Origin of the sequence: Streptomyces sp. NPDC102402, assembly GCF_044765765.1 — a bacterium.
Taxonomy (GTDB): domain Bacteria; phylum Actinomycetota; class Actinomycetes; order Streptomycetales; family Streptomycetaceae; genus Streptomyces.
The window spans coordinates 806,286-820,000 of the sequence record NZ_JBIWKR010000002.1 but is presented as its reverse complement, the minus strand read 5'-3'; the positions used below and the strand labels follow the sequence as shown (position 1 = coordinate 820,000).

14 protein-coding genes are annotated in these 13,715 nt (G+C 72.4%); 6 read left to right on the top strand and 8 right to left on the bottom strand.

The annotated features are described in order from the left end of the window. Positions 1–2: 2 nt before the first annotated feature. Both ACIRJR_RS08620 and ACIRJR_RS08615 read right to left on the bottom strand, forming a co-directional pair. Positions 3–587, bottom strand: a complete 585-nt coding sequence (locus tag ACIRJR_RS08620) for a DNA-3-methyladenine glycosylase I (protein WP_403775823.1) — start codon at positions 585–587, stop codon at positions 3–5. Then, a complete protein-coding gene (locus ACIRJR_RS08615) occupies positions 584–976 on the bottom strand; it encodes a DivIVA domain-containing protein (protein WP_403776433.1) in 393 nt (130 codons plus the stop codon). Before ACIRJR_RS08615 ends, ACIRJR_RS08620 begins: the two co-directional genes overlap by 4 nt. Positions 977–1,073: 97 nt before the next feature. Between ACIRJR_RS08615 and folP the strand changes: the two genes are divergently transcribed. Next, positions 1,074–1,946: a dihydropteroate synthase gene (folP, locus tag ACIRJR_RS08610; RefSeq protein ID WP_403775821.1), complete on the top strand. Its 873-nt coding sequence runs from the start codon at positions 1,074–1,076 to the stop codon at positions 1,944–1,946. 62 nt (positions 1,947–2,008) lie between these two features. Here the strand turns inward: folP and ACIRJR_RS08605 are convergent, their stop codons facing one another. Beyond that, on the bottom strand, positions 2,009–2,794 hold the full coding sequence (locus tag ACIRJR_RS08605; RefSeq protein ID WP_403775819.1) for a TIGR00730 family Rossman fold protein: 786 nt from the start codon (positions 2,792–2,794) through the stop codon (positions 2,009–2,011). Between the two features lie 85 nt (positions 2,795–2,879). Beyond that, complete coding sequence (dapE, locus tag ACIRJR_RS08600; protein WP_403775816.1) at positions 2,880–3,959, bottom strand: succinyl-diaminopimelate desuccinylase; 1,080 nt, start codon at positions 3,957–3,959, stop codon at positions 2,880–2,882. 61 nt (positions 3,960–4,020) lie between these two features. Here dapE and ACIRJR_RS08595 point away from each other — a divergent pair, with 61 nt between their 5' ends. Continuing rightward, positions 4,021–4,926 carry a hypothetical protein gene (locus ACIRJR_RS08595; RefSeq protein ID WP_403775814.1) on the top strand — a complete coding sequence of 302 codons (906 nt, stop codon included), beginning with the start codon at positions 4,021–4,023 and terminating at the stop codon, positions 4,924–4,926. Positions 4,927–5,232: 306 nt separating this feature from the next. Beyond that, positions 5,233–5,580 (top strand): ATP-binding protein, encoded by a 348-nt coding sequence (locus ACIRJR_RS08590; protein ID WP_403775811.1) that lies wholly within the window; start codon positions 5,233–5,235, stop codon positions 5,578–5,580. A gap of 99 nt (positions 5,581–5,679) precedes the next feature. Here ACIRJR_RS08590 and dapC read toward each other — a convergent pair whose 3' ends face one another. Beyond that, positions 5,680–6,783 carry a succinyldiaminopimelate transaminase gene (gene dapC / locus ACIRJR_RS08585; protein WP_403775808.1) on the bottom strand — a complete coding sequence of 368 codons (1,104 nt, stop codon included), beginning with the start codon at positions 6,781–6,783 and terminating at the stop codon, positions 5,680–5,682. A gap of 98 nt (positions 6,784–6,881) precedes the next feature. Continuing rightward, positions 6,882–7,202: a ferredoxin gene (fdxA, locus tag ACIRJR_RS08580; protein WP_014154250.1), complete on the bottom strand. Its 321-nt coding sequence runs from the start codon at positions 7,200–7,202 to the stop codon at positions 6,882–6,884. Positions 7,203–7,319: 117 nt separating this feature from the next. Here fdxA and ACIRJR_RS08575 point away from each other — a divergent pair, with 117 nt between their 5' ends. The 3 genes from ACIRJR_RS08575 (at position 7,320) to ACIRJR_RS08565 (ending at position 11,260) form a co-directional block, all read left to right on the top strand. After that, positions 7,320–8,321 (top strand): GNAT family N-acetyltransferase, encoded by a 1,002-nt coding sequence (locus ACIRJR_RS08575; protein ID WP_403775805.1) that lies wholly within the window; start codon positions 7,320–7,322, stop codon positions 8,319–8,321. Positions 8,322–8,351: 30 nt separating this feature from the next. Further along, on the top strand, positions 8,352–9,203 hold the full coding sequence (locus ACIRJR_RS08570) for a transglutaminase-like domain-containing protein (RefSeq protein ID WP_403775802.1): 852 nt from the start codon (positions 8,352–8,354) through the stop codon (positions 9,201–9,203). A 263-nt stretch (positions 9,204–9,466) separates the two neighbouring features. Further along, a complete protein-coding gene (locus tag ACIRJR_RS08565) occupies positions 9,467–11,260 on the top strand; it encodes a coagulation factor 5/8 type domain-containing protein (RefSeq protein ID WP_403775799.1) in 1,794 nt (597 codons plus the stop codon). A gap of 74 nt (positions 11,261–11,334) precedes the next feature. On the opposite strand, the gene ACIRJR_RS08560 is transcribed toward ACIRJR_RS08565, so the two are convergent. Both ACIRJR_RS08560 and ACIRJR_RS08555 read right to left on the bottom strand, forming a co-directional pair. Beyond that, on the bottom strand, positions 11,335–11,772 hold the full coding sequence (locus tag ACIRJR_RS08560; protein ID WP_403775796.1) for a VOC family protein: 438 nt from the start codon (positions 11,770–11,772) through the stop codon (positions 11,335–11,337). A 112-nt stretch (positions 11,773–11,884) separates the two neighbouring features. Continuing rightward, positions 11,885–13,711: a hypothetical protein gene (locus ACIRJR_RS08555; protein ID WP_403775793.1), complete on the bottom strand. Its 1,827-nt coding sequence runs from the start codon at positions 13,709–13,711 to the stop codon at positions 11,885–11,887. Between the last annotated feature and the right edge of the window lie 4 nt (positions 13,712–13,715).

Below are 13,715 nucleotides of genomic sequence, written 5' to 3'. Positions count from 1 at the left end.
GGCTACCGGCCGCCGCCCCGGGCCACGCAGTCGGCCAGATGGTCGTCGACCAGACCGCAGGCCTGCATCAGGGCGTAGGCGGTCGTCGGGCCGACGAAGCGGATGGACCGCTTCTTCAGCTCCTTGGCCAGCGCGGTGGACTCCGGGGTGACCGCCGGGACGTCGCCGAGGCCCCGCGGCGCCGGCCGCGTGGCCGGGTCCGGGGCGTACGACCAGATGAGCGCGTCCAGCTCGCCCTCGCCCCAGCCGGCCAGCACCTTGGCGTTGGCGAGCGTGGCGTCGATCTTGGCGCGGTTGCGGATGATCCCGGCGTCGGCGAGGAGCCGCTCCTTGTCGGCGTCGGTGAACTCCGCCACGGCGGAGACCCTGAATCCGGCGAAGGCTTCACGGAAGCCCTCGCGGCGGCGCAGGATCGTCAGCCACGACAGCCCCGACTGGAACGCCTCCAGGCAGAGCCTCTCGAAGAGGGCGTCGTCGCCGTGGACGGGGCGGCCCCACTCGGTGTCGTGATAGGCGAGGTAGTCCTCGGTTGACAGCCCCCACGGGCAGCGAAGGCGTCCGTCAGCCGCCGGTTCCGCGCCGCTCACCGCTCGCTCTCCCCGTCCCGCGGCCCGTCTTCGGGGGCGGCCGTCCCGCCGGGGCGCTTGAACAGGTCGGGCCCGTTGACAGCGGTCGCCTGGGCGCCGGCGAGCGCCGACTCCAGCTCGGCGATGTGGGCGTCCCGCTCGGCCAGTTCGGCACCCAGCCTGCCGAGGGCCTCGTCCACGTCCGTCATGCGGTAGCCGCGCACGGCCATCGGCAGCCGCATGGCCTCGACATCGGCGCGGCCGACGGGACGGTTCGTGGGCAGCGGGTCCGTGAGCCGCTCGGGCTCGACGTCCCGCAGCACCGCGCTTCCGCCTCCTCCGACCACCGCCAGGGTGACCGCGGCCACGACCACGACCATCGTGAGCAGCAAGAACCAGAACACGTGCATCTCCCCGGGAGCGGAATACCTGTCCAGGTCAGATCGTGCCATGCGCCACCGACAGTTAGGGTCTCAGGCGCAGGCGAGCTATCAGGAGGAACCAGGGATGCGAAGCGCGGCGCTCAGGCTGGGGCGGCGGGAATTCGGACCGGACGAGCCGGTGATCATGGCGATCGTGAACCGGACCCCCGATTCCTTCTACGACCAGGGCGCGACGTTCCGCGACGAACCCGCGCTCTCCCGGGTCGAGCAGGCCGTCGCCGAGGGCGCGGCGATCATCGACATCGGCGGGGTGAAGGCCGGCCCCGGTGAGGAGGTCACGGCCCAGGAGGAGGCGCGCCGCACGGTGGGATTCGTCGCCGAGGTCCGCCGTCGCCACCCGGACGTCGTGATCAGCGTGGACACCTGGCGCCACGACGTGGGCGAGGCCGTCTGCGAGGCCGGGGCGGACCTGCTGAACGACGCCTGGGGCGGCGTGGACCCGAAACTGGCCGAGGTCGCGGCGCGGTACGGCGCGGGGCTCGTGTGCACGCACGCGGGCGGCGCGGAGCCCCGTACGCGGCCGCACAGGATCGCCTACGACGACGTGATGGCGGACATCCTGCGGGTGACCCTGGGGCTGGCCGAGCGTGCCGTGGAGCTCGGGGTCAGGCCGGACGGGATCATGATCGACCCGGGTCACGACTTCGGCAAGAACACCCGGCACTCGCTGGAGGCGACGCGCCGGCTGGACGAGATGACGGCCACGGGCTGGCCGGTGCTGGTCTCCCTCTCCAACAAGGACTTCGTCGGGGAGACGCTCGACAAGCCGGTGAAGGAGCGCGTGATCGGAACCCTCGCGACGACGGCCGTGTCCGCCTGGCTGGGTGCGCAGGTCTACCGGGTGCACGAGGTGGCCGAGACCCGGCAGGTCCTGGACATGGTGGCGTCGATCGCGGGGCACCGGCCACCGGCGGTCGCCCGGCGGGGTCTGGCGTAGGTCCGGCGCCCCGCGCATCCCCCCGGACGGGAGCGGGCGGGCCCGGAGGCCCGCCCGCGCGCCTACCGGCCGACCTCCTTCGTCACCAGCCGGACGGCCTCGTCCACGTCGTCCGTGACGTGGAAGAGCATCAGGTCGCGCTCGGAGGCCTTTCCCCCCGCGACCACCGTGTCCCGCAGCCAGTCCACCAGGCCGCCCCAGTACGCCGTCCCGAACAGGACGATCGGGAAGCGCGTGACCTTGCCCGTCTGCACCAGGGTCAGGGCCTCGAAGAGCTCGTCCAGCGTGCCCAGGCCGCCGGGCAGGACGACGAAGCCCTGGGCGTACTTGACGAACATCGTCTTTCTGACGAAGAAGTAGCGGAAGTTCACGCCGATGTCCACGTGCGGGTTCAGCCCGGACTCGAAGGGCAGCTCGATGCCGAGTCCGACGGAGACGCCCTTGGCGTCGCGCGCTCCCTTGTTCGCCGCCTCCATCGCCCCGGGGCCTCCGCCGGTGATGACGGCGAACCCCGCCTCGACGAGCGCCCTGCCGATCCGGACGCCGGCCTCGTAGTCCGCCCCGCCGGCCGGGGTCCGCGCGGAGCCGAAGACGCTGATGGCGCTGGGCAGCTCCGCCAGCGCGCCGAAGCCCTCCACGAACTCCGACTGGATCCGCATGACCCGCCACGGGTCCGTGTGGACCCACTCGGAGTCCCCTTCGGAATCCAGCAGCCGCTGATCGGTCGTGCCGGGCTGTACCTGGTCCCTGCGGCGCAGCACCGGGCCCATCCGCTGTTCGTCGGGCTTCACCGCACCCTCGGGAATCTGCGCGCCCTCGGGGATCCGTGCGTCCTCCGGGTTGCCCATGACCTGCTCCCTCCGCCGACCTGCGATGTGCGTGTGTCGCTTCAGCGTAGATCGGCGGAGGTTACGCGCAGGGGAATGCCGTGAGTCAGCTGGTGAGCCAGGAGCGCAGGCGCTCCTCGCAGTGGGTGATCCGGTCCACCGAGACGTGCTCGTCCCGCTTGTGCGCGAACAGCGCGTCCCCGGGGCCGTAGTTCACCGCGGGGACACCGAGCGCACCGAAGCGGGACACGTCCGTCCAGCCGAACTTGGGCTGGGCGGTGCCGCCGACCGCCTCCATGAACGCCTTGGCGGCGGGATGGGAGAGTCCGGGCATCGCGGCGCCGGAGTGGTCGTCGAGGATGAATTCGGCGACGCCGCAGTCCGCGAAGACCTCCCGGACGTGCGCCTCGGCCGCCTCGGCGGTGAGGTCGGGTGCGTACCGGTAGTTGATCACCACGGTGCAGGAGTCCGGGATGACGTTGGTGGCGACGCCGCCCTCGATGCCGACGGCGTTGAGCCCCTCGCGGTACTCCAGGCCGTCGATGACGGGACGGCGCGGTTCGTAGGCGGCGAGCCGGGCCAGGACCGGCGCGGCGGCGTGGATCGCGTTGGACCCCATCCAGCTGCGCGCGGAGTGGGCCCGCTCCCCCGTCATCCGCAGGTGCACCCGGATCGTGCCCTGGCAGCCGCCCTCGACCTGTGCGTCGGAGGGCTCCAGGAGGACGGCGAAGTCCGCGTCGAGCCACTCGGGGTGCGCGGCGGCCACATGTCCGAGGCCGTTGAGGTGGGCGGCGACCTCTTCGTTGTCGTAGAAGATGAACGTGAGATCGCGGTTGGGGTCCGGAACCGTCGCCGCGATCCGGAGCTGGACGGCGACGCCCGACTTCATGTCGGAGGTACCGCATCCCCACAGCACGCCGTTCCCGTCGAGCCTGGAGGGGACGTTGTCCGCGATCGGGACGGTGTCGATGTGCCCCGCCAGGACGACACGCTCGGCACGTCCCAGCCGCGTCCTGGCCACGATGTTGTTGCCGTGGCGCTCGACGGTCAGATGCGGCAGAGGGCGCAGGGCGGCCTCGATGGCGTCGGCGAGGTCCTTCTCCTGCCCGCTGACCGACGGGAAGTCGACCAGCCGGGCGGTGAGCTCGGGGCCGTCCAGGGCGAGGTCGAGCGTGTGTCCATCCATGGTCACGAGCCTAAGCGACTTCCCTCTCGGCCCCGGTCGTACCCTCCAGTACGGTGGGCCCGTGCCCCGGACCAGCTCCACCTCCCGCCGCAGCCGCCTCTTCCGTTTCGCGGCCGCCTTCACCGTGCTCGTGGCTCTGGGCGGCTATCTGGCCGTGCAGTACCTCTCCGGCAACAGGGGCGCGCCCCGATGCGTCGCGGGCGCCTCGGACGGGGGTGAGGGGCGTACCTACGAGCTGAGCCCCGACCAGGCCGCCAACGCGGCGACGATCTCGGCCGTGGGCACCACGCGCGGGCTGCCGGAGCGTGCGGTGACCATCGCGCTGGCGACCGCGCTGCAGGAATCCGCGTTGCGCAACATCGACCACGGCGACCGGGACTCGCTCGGGCTCTTCCAGCAGCGCCCCTCGCAGGGGTGGGGGACCCCGGAGGAGATCATGGACCCCGTCTACGCGTCCGGGAAGTTCTACGAGCACCTCGCCGAGGTCCCCGGCTACTCGCGCCTGCCGTTGACGGTCGCGGCCCAGCGCGTGCAGAAGAGCGGCTTCCCCCAGGCGTACGCGAAGCACGAGCCGGACGCGGAGCTCCTGTCGGCCGCGCTGACCGGGCGCGCCCCGGCCTCGCTGACCTGTTCGCTGCCGGCGACGACGGCGACGGGTCCTGGAGACGCGGCCGAGGTGCGGTCCGATCTGGCGCGCGCCTTCGGGAAGGACGTCCTGCCGTCCGCCGGGTCGGCGGGCGCGGCCGCCGCGAACACGGTGTCGGTGCCCGTGCGGGACGCCGGTGACGCGACGGACCGGCGCGGCTGGGAGCTCGCCCACTGGGCGGTCGCGCGCGCCGGCACCCTGCGGATCGACGAGGTCTCGTACGCGGGCAAGGTGTGGACCGCCGGCACCGGCTGGCGGACGGAACGCGTGGAACGCGAGAAATCGACCGCCGGCACCGTCCGGATGGGGCTCGCTCAGTAGTACGCCCTGTCACCTGTACGGGCCGTTCGGCCTTCGCCGGACCTCCGCCCGCGCAGCCCTGTCGAGCACACCGGGGAATCGCGTATTTCCCTTACGCGCACGGGAAGTGACGCTTCATCAGGCGTATGCCGCGTGCACCGTTCGCCCGGGTTCCTCCGTTGCGGATTATCTGACGCATTACCCACTCTTTACCTCGGTGCCCCGCAACCTTCCCCGCCCCCGGACCGGTTGTTCAGTGCGTCCGATCACCGGACAGGCGGATTCCGCATCCGCCGCGAACCGTTGACGTCCCGCCGAAGGAGCATCATGTCCCTCCCCCTGACCCGTCGGATCGCCCGTGCCGCGCTGCTGATCGCCGCAGGCGCGGCCCCCGTGGTCGGCGCGGCCGGTGCCGCGGGTGCCGCGGGGCTTCCGCAGACCCCCGCGCTCGGCGGCCTCACCTCGCTCGACGGTGCCGGCGTCAGCAGCACGCTGGACTCCACCGCCAAGCAGGGCTCCGCGGTCGCCGACGAGACCGGTGGCAAGGTCGTCGGCACGACCCTGCCCGCCGCCGGCAAGACCCTGGAGAAGGCCGGCGACGCCGCGGGCGGCGAGCTGTCGACCGACACCCTGCCGACCAAGGGCCTGCCCACCAAGGGCCTGCCGATCGGCTGAGCCACCGGCATCCGTGCCGCACGGACACCGCGAAGGGGCCTCGGGAGTGCGCACTCCCGAGGCCCCTCGGCCGTTCGTGGTCCGCCTCGCGGACGCCGCTCAGGAAAGCCGCTCGACCGCCGCGTCCACACGCTCGTCCGAGGCCGTGAGCGCCACCCGTACGAAGCGGTCCCCGGCCGGCCCGTAGAAGTCGCCGGGCGCCACGAGGATGCCGAGCTCCGCGAGATGCGCCACGGTCTCCCAGCAGGGCTCGTCACGCGTGGCCCAGAGGTACAGACTCGCCTCGCTGTGCTCGATCCGGAAGCCGTGGGCCTCCAGCGCCGCCCTCAGGGCCGTGCGCCGGCGCGCGTAACGCTCCCGCTGCTCCGCCACGTGCGTGTCGTCGCCGAGCGCGGCGACCGTCGCCGCCTGGACGGGGGCCGCGGTCATCATCCCGCCGTGCTTGCGGATCTGGAGCAGCTCGCCCAGGACCGCGGCGTCGCCCGCGATGAAGGCGGCGCGGTATCCGGCGAGGTTGGAGCGCTTGGAGAGCGAGTGGACGGCGACGACGCCCTCGTACGTACCGCCGCAGACGTCGGCGTGGAGCACGGAGACGGGCTCGGCCTCCCAGCCGAGCTCCAGGTAGCACTCGTCGCTGAAGACCAGCACACCGTGCTCGCGCGCCCAGGCCACGATCCGGATCAGCTCGTCCTTCGGCAGGACGCGGCCCGTCGGGTTGGACGGGGAGTTGAGCCAGAGCAGCTTCAGCCCCTCCGGGTCCAGCTCCGTCGGGTCGTCGTACACGACCGGTTCCGCGCCGCAGAGCCGCGCGCCGACCTCGTACGTCGGGTAGGCGAGCCGCGGGTAGGCGACCTTGTCGCCGGCGCCGAGTCCGAGCTGGGTCGGCAGCCAGGCGACCAGTTCCTTGGAGCCGACGACGGGCAGCACGTTCCCGTGCGTCGTCCCGACCGCGCCGAGCCTGCGCTCCGTCCAGCCGGTCAGGGCGTCACGCAGCGCCTCGGTCCCCCACACCGTCGGATAGCCGGGACTGTCCGCGGCGGCGACCAGCGCCCGCTGGATCAGCTCGGGCACCGGGTCGACGGGCGTGCCGACCGACAGGTCCACGATGCCGTCCGGGTGGGCCACGGCCGTCGCCTTGTAGGGCGCGAGCCTGTCCCACGGGAAGGCCGGGAGACGGGAGGAGACGGGAACTGCTGCGGACACGGAGCTCTGCTTTCTCGTACGGGGTGTGGGGGCCGGGAAACACCTCGGCCCCGCACGGTGACGAGCCGTACGGGACCGGGCGGCGCTGACGCGGCCGCTTACTGGTTCTGCGGCGGCAGTGCGGCGATGAACGCGTGGTCGCGCTCGATGAGACCCAGCTTGGAGGCGCCCCCCGGGGAGCCCAGGTCGTCGAAGAACTCGACGTTCGCCTTGTAGTAGTCCTTCCACTCCTCCGGGGTGTCGTCCTCGTAGAAGATGGCCTCGACCGGGCACACCGGCTCACAGGCTCCGCAGTCGACGCACTCGTCCGGATGGATGTACAAGGACCTGGAGCCCTCGTAGATGCAGTCGACGGGGCACTCTTCGATGCAGGCCTTGTCCTTCACGTCGACACAAGGCTGCGCGATGACGTAGGTCACGCTGTCGTTCCTCCTCGGTAGGGCGTTGGCTCTCGCGCGGGAGCGCGGCGTCGTCGATGCCCGCCCCTAGTATCTCCGTTCCGGGGCACGATCCGAACAGGAGGGGCGGAGAGAGCTGTGGAATTCACTATCGGCGGACGGCTCGAGGTTCGCTTGACTATCGCTGACGTGGGCAAACGCGTCTCGGTGCGGCGCGTCGTCGGTACGGCCGACGCGGGCGCGAAGTTCACCGACACGGTCGGGGTTCTCACATCGTGGGACGACGGTGTGCTGTCCGTCACGACGCGGAGCGGCGAGACCGTCCGTATCGCGGAATCCTCGCTGGTGGCGGGGAAAGTGGTCCCCGCGGCCCCGGCGCGCCGCCGCGGCCCCGCCGCCTCCTTCGGCGAACTCGCCCTGGCCACGGCGCGCGCGTGGCAGCCCGTGGAGAGCGAACCCCTGGGCGACTGGCGGCTGCGCGCGGCGGGCGGGTTCACCCGCCGCGCCAACTCCGTGCTCCCGCTGGGCGATCCGGGGCTCCCGCTCGACGAGGCACTCGGGCGGGTCCGCCGCTGGTACGGCGAGCGGGGTCTGCCCGCCTACATCCAGACCGCCACCGGCGCCGAGGGCACGCAGGAGCGGCTCTGTGCGGACCTGGAGGAGCGCGGGTGGCGGCGCGAGGTGACGGCCGAGGTCCGCGTCGCCGCCCTGGCCCCCGTCGGCGACCTCGACGTGGACGTCTCCGCCGTGCGGATGTCGCGGCGGACGGACGAGGCGTGGCTCTCCCGCTACCAGCGTTTCGAGGCCCCCGGGCCCGAGGTGCTCCAGGTGCTGGGCTCCGGCCCCTCGGTGTGGTTCGCCTCGGTGCCGGGCGACGATCCGGCGGGGGTGCCCGCCGCGATCGGGCGCTGTGTCGTGGACGGCCGCTGGGCCGGGTTCATGGCCGTCGAGGTGGGCCCGGAACACCGCCGCCGCGGTCTCGCGACGGCGGTCATGGCCGCGATGGCCCGCACCGCGCTGGACGAGGGCGCCTCGGCCGCATGGCTTCAGATGGAGGCGGACAATGAAGGTGCCCGTGCGCTGTACGACGGCATGGGCTTCGCCACCCACCACCGCTACCACCACTTCCGGTCCGCGTAGCGGAGACAGCAGCGGGGACACGTGACACACATGAGTGCCGACGATCCGGGCAGGGACGAGCGACGCCGGCGGTTCGCCGAGGAGGCGCGCGCCGAACGGCCGGACCTCGCGCTCCTCTGCCTGCTGCTGGGCGCGGAGGCCTCACCGCCCCCGGCCGGGGACGCCGATCCGTACGGCCTCGACGCGGCGCAGATCGAACTGGACCGACTGGCAGGCCTCCTCCCCTACGGCGCCCGCGGCTCCCGTGCGTGGGCGTCCGCCCTCGCCGAACTGCTCGGCGGGCGCTGCGGTTTCGCGGGCTCGTCCCAGGACTACCAGCGGCTGGACTCGTCGGTGCTCCAGCAGGTGCTCCGGCGGCGCAGGGGGCTGCCGATCCTGCTGTCCGTCGTCTGGGTCGAGGTCGCCCGGCGGGCGGGGGCGCCCGTGTACGGGGTGTCGCTCCCGGGCCACTACGTGGTCGGTTTCGGCGACCCCGCCGAGCGGGTGCTGGCCGACCCGTTCGCGGGCGGCGCCCCGCTGAGCGGCGAGGACGCGGAGCTGATGGTGACCGGGGCGACCGGAGCGCCGCTGGAGGCGTCGATGCTGGTGCCCGCCAGGCCGCTGGAGACCGTCCTGCGGATCCTGAACAACATCCGGGCCTGGGCGGCGGCGCGTCCGGAGCGTACGGACGTGGCGCTGTGGGCCCTCGAACTCTCCCTGCTGCTGCCCTCCCACCCCGCCAGGCTCCGCTACGAGCGGGCCCAGCTCCTCGTGCAGCGAGGGGAGTTCCTGCGCGGGGCCGCGGAGATGGACGAGTACGCGGAGATCGTCGACGGCATCGAGCCGACGGCGGCCGAGGCCATCCGCCACCGCGCCCAGGCCGCCAGGGCGCTGCTGAACTAGGGTCCTTCGCCGGATCGGGCCGGCTCGCCCCGGAGCCGGCACGGTCACCTTCTGAAGCCGGAGCCGGCGCGATCTCGGCACAGAACATCCCAATCGCCGCACGGGCGGACCCACATGTTGCCCACACGGCCGCCATTCGAGACCGCCGATGCACACCTCTTGACGTGTCCAGGGCAACAGCGGTTACATCGGCGTCACGAGAGAGCGCTCTCTCGTTCAAGGTTCCGTCGTGCACCCGTACCACGACTCAGGAGACGCCATCCATGCACGTTCCCCCCACGAACTCGGCACCCCCCGCCTCCCCCCACAGGCACCGCAGGTCCAAGGCGCTCGGCTTCGCCGCGCTCGCCGTCTCGCTGCTCATGGCCTTCCCCACGGCCCAGTCCGCGTTCGGCGAGGAGGCCGCGGAACTTCCCGGCGGCGGTGACCTCGGCCCCAACGTGATGGTCTTCGACCCCTCGACGCCGGACATCCAGGGCAAGGTCGACGAGGTCTTCAGGAAGCAGGAGTCGAACCAGTTCGGCACCGACCGCTACGCGCTGATGTTCAAGCCGGGCACCTACAGCGACATCAACGCCCAGATCGGCTTCTACACCTCCATCGCCGGCCTCGGCCTGAACCCCGACGACACCACCTTCAACGGTGATGTCACCGTCGACGCCGGCTGGTTCGACGGCAACGCCACCCAGAACTTCTGGCGCTCGGCCGAGAACCTGGCCCTGAACCCGGTCAGCGGCACCAACCGCTGGGCCGTCTCCCAGGCCGCCCCCTTCCGCCGCATGCACGTCAAGGGCGGCCTCAACCTCGCACCCGACGGCTACGGCTGGGCCAGCGGCGGCTACATCGCCGACAGCAAGATCGACGGCCAGGTCGGGCCCTACTCGCAGCAGCAGTGGTACACCCGCGACAGCTCCGTCGGCAGCTGGGGCAACGGCGTCTGGAACATGACGTTCTCCGGCGTCGAGGGCGCCCCCGCCCAGAGCTTCCCGGAGCCGCCGTACACCACCCTGGAGACCACCCCGGTCTCCCGCGAGAAGCCCTTCCTCTACCTCGACGGCGACGCCTACAAGGTGTTCGTCCCGGCCAAGCGCACCAACGCGCGCGGCACGACCTGGGCCAACGGCAACCCGCAGGGCGAGTCGATCCCCCTCGACCAGTTCTACGTGGTCAAGCCCGGCGCGACCGCTGAGACCATCAACGCGGCGGTGGACCAGGGGCTGCACCTGCTCTTCACCCCGGGCGTCTACCACGTCGACCAGCCCATCGAGATCGACCGTGCGAACACGGTCGCCCTCGGGCTCGGCCTCGCCACGATCATCCCGGACAACGGTGTGACCGCGATCAAGGTCGGCGACGTCGACGGCGTCAAGCTCGCCGGACTCCTCGTCGACGCGGGCCCGGTCAACTCCGAGACACTCGTCGAGGTCGGCCCCGACGGCGCCTCGGGCGATCACTCCGCCAACCCGACCTCACTGCAGGACGTGTTCGTGCGGATCGGCGGCGCCGGCCCCGGCAAGGCCACGACCAGCATCGTCGTCAACAGCGACGACACGATCATCGACCACACCTGGGTCTGGCGCGCCGACCACGGCGAGGGCGTCGGCTGGGAGACCAACCGGGCCGACTACGGCGTGCACGTCAAGGGTGACGACGTGCTGGCCACGGGTCTGTTCGTCGAGCACTTCAACAAGTACGACGTCCAGTGGTCCGGCGAGAACGGGAAGACGATCTTCTTCCAGAACGAGAAGGCGTACGACGCCCCGAACCAGGCCGCCATCCAGAACGGCGACACCAAGGGCTACGCCGCCTACAAGGTGGACGACTCCGTCACCACCCACGAGGGCTGGGGCATGGGCAGCTACTGCTACTTCAACGTCGACCCGACCATCCGCCAGCAGCACGGATTCCAGGCCCCGGTGAAGCCCGGGGTGAAGTTCCACGACCTGCTCGTGGTCTCGCTCGGTGGCAAGGGCCAGTACGAACACGTCATCAACGACACCGGATCCCCCACGTCCGGTGACACCACCGTGCCGTCCCAGGTGGTCTCGTTCCCGTAGTCCGGGGGGAGGCAGGGGCCCGGCCGCTTACCGACCGCGGCCGGGCCCCTGCCTCGTCCGCACCGGGGGCGGTGTCAGACCACACAGAACACATGGCCCTCCGGGTCGGCCATCTCCACATGATCGGGCCGCCCCTGCAGTTCGTGCACCTGGATGACCGTGCCGCCCGCGGCCGTCAGCCGCTCCACCGCCTCGGTCACGCGCGGCCACCGGATGTCCCACGGGGTCTCGCGGCCGCCCCCCGCACGCACGTCGAGGTGCAGGCGGTTCTTCCCGACCCTCGGCTCAGGGACCTTCAGGAACGACAGGTCGGGCCCCACGCCGTCCGGGTCGGACAGATAGGCGCCGTCGTCCCACTCCTCCTCAGGGACGTCGTGGTGGGCGAACCACTCCTCCCAGCTGCCGAACCCGGTGGGCGGCGGCTTCTCGACGTACCCCAGGGCCAGTGCCCAGAAGCCCGCCAGGGCGTTCGGATGTGCGCAGTCGATCGTCAGACTCCACGTGGTGGACATGGATCCGCCTCCTCGCGTCTCCGAGCGGCACCGGGTCGCACCGGTGCCGCTACGACACCGCCCCCGCCGGAGATCCGGGCGGGGGCGGTCGTACGGGTGTCGGCAGGGCGGGTCAGCCCTCACCGCTCAGGTCGATCTCGACGGTGCGCTCCGCGGGGGTCTTGCCGAGCAGGGCGCCCTGCATGGCCTGGGCCACGTCCCTGGGCGCGACCTCGTGCTGCTTCCCGTCACCCTTGGTGATCATGATGCCGTCGAAGACACCGTCCAGCAAGGTGTCGATCGCCTTGGTGTCGTAGACCGGCACCAGCTTGCCGTCGACCGGCTTCATGGACAGGATCTGCGGCAGCGACCTCGCGGGCCCGAAGTCGATCTGCTTGGGCCCGGCCTTGATGGTCACCAGACCGGACATCGCCGGCTCGGCGAACTCCTTCATCGCCCGGTCCAGTTCGGCCTTGGTGATGGTGGGTTCGTGCGCGGACACGGGCAGTTCGACGACGGACGCCTCGCCGGTCTGGACCTGCGCGCGGTAGGCGTCGCGCACGGAGATCATCGACCGGTTGACGTCCAGCGACGTCCCCGCCTTGCCCGGGACGGCCACGGCCTTGTTCGGCTCGAAGGTGATCGTGCCGTCGTTGGACGAGCCGGAGGCGCCGGCCAGGTCGGTGAGCGCGACCCCGAGCTTCTCCTCGTCGACCGGGATCACCGGGTCGGCGGGGCGTGCCCCGCCGAACAGGGAGCCGATCACCGAGACCGGGTTGTAGTCGCTGCCCGCGGCGCCCCTGACGGTCTCCTGGCTGTCCAGGGTGAGCCCGGCCTTCTCCGGGGCGAGCTTCTCCTCCTTGCCGTCCACGGACAGCTTCAGAGGCGTCTGGGCGCGCTTGCCGAGGGCGGCCTCGAGCTTGGTGACCGCCTCCTCCTTCGTGCCGCCGCCGATGTCGACGCCGAGCACGGTGGTGCCCTTGGGGACCTCGGAGTGGTTCATCAGCAGCCCGGCGCCGTAGGCCACGCCGAACAGCACGAACACGGCCACACCCAGGAGGACCAGCTTGGAGCGGCCCTTCTTGGCCGGCGCGGGCTTCGGAGCGGGCCGGGGAGCGGGTGCCGGGGCACCCGGGCCGGCCGGTCCTCCGCCCATGGGGCCTTCGGGCGGCCGGACGGCACCGGGCCCGCCCGGGAACGCCGAGCGGGGCTCCGCGGGGATGACGGGGATGCCGCTGGTGAGCGTGTCGCCGGAGACGTTGCCGCCGGGGCCGTGCGCACCGGGGTCCGGGGCGGGGGCCTGCGGCGTCAGGATCGCGGTGTCGTCCGACATCCGGGGCGGTACGCCGCCGGGGCCGCCCGGCCGGGGGCCTGACGGTCCGCCGGGACCTGCCGGGCCGCCCGCTCCGGGAAGACGGTCGAGGTCCGGCGTCAGCGACGAACTCCCGGTGACCGGGCCGGTGGTGGGCCCGGAGGGACCCTGACCGCCCGGCGGCCGCATGCCGGGGCCCGGCGTGGGCCGCTGCCCCGTGGGGCCGCCCCCGTCGAGGTCGTCGAGTGCGCTCCGCCCCGGGCGGGGGGCGCCGGGCTGCTGCGGTCCGTCGGAGAAGTACGGCGAGTCCGTACGGGGCGGCGTGGGCCCGGAGTCACGCCCGCCGCCGGACGGTCCGCCACCGGGGCCGGGGCCCTGGCCGGGGCCGGGCGTTCCCGGAGCCGAAGCCGCGGGAGCCGCGCCCGCACCGGGGACCGGGGCCGGGGCCTTGCGCGGGGCGAACCAGTCGCTGCCGCTCTTCTCCCTGGCCGGCTTCTCGGCCGGGGCCTCGGCGGCCGGGGCGCCGTCGCGCGCGTCCGGGCCGGAGCCGGGTGCCCCGCCGGAGGACGGCGCGGGTGCGCCCGGCCTCGGTGTGCTGCCCGTGCGCTCCGAGGCGGGACGGCCGCCGGACGGGTCGGTGTCACTCATCGGC

What these genes read in the sequence shown, in the direction of transcription:
- folP (WP_403775821.1), top strand. Translation starts at nt 1,074, where the DNA reads ATGCGAAGCGCGGCGCTCAGGCTGGGGCGGCGGGAATTCGGACCGGAC.
- ACIRJR_RS08565 (WP_403775799.1), top strand. Translation starts at nt 9,467, where the DNA reads ATGCACGTTCCCCCCACGAACTCGGCACCCCCCGCCTCCCCCCACAGG.
- dapE (WP_403775816.1), bottom strand. Translation starts at nt 3,959, where the DNA reads ATGGATGGACACACGCTCGACCTCGCCCTGGACGGCCCCGAGCTCACC.
- ACIRJR_RS08560 (WP_403775796.1), bottom strand. Translation starts at nt 11,772, where the DNA reads ATGTCCACCACGTGGAGTCTGACGATCGACTGCGCACATCCGAACGCC.
- ACIRJR_RS08605 (WP_403775819.1), bottom strand. Translation starts at nt 2,794, where the DNA reads ATGGGCAACCCGGAGGACGCACGGATCCCCGAGGGCGCGCAGATTCCC.
- ACIRJR_RS08615 (WP_403776433.1), bottom strand. Translation starts at nt 976, where the DNA reads ATGCACGTGTTCTGGTTCTTGCTGCTCACGATGGTCGTGGTCGTGGCC.
- ACIRJR_RS08570 (WP_403775802.1), top strand. Translation starts at nt 8,352, where the DNA reads ATGAGTGCCGACGATCCGGGCAGGGACGAGCGACGCCGGCGGTTCGCC.
- ACIRJR_RS08590 (WP_403775811.1), top strand. Translation starts at nt 5,233, where the DNA reads ATGTCCCTCCCCCTGACCCGTCGGATCGCCCGTGCCGCGCTGCTGATC.
- ACIRJR_RS08555 (WP_403775793.1), bottom strand. Translation starts at nt 13,711, where the DNA reads ATGAGTGACACCGACCCGTCCGGCGGCCGTCCCGCCTCGGAGCGCACG.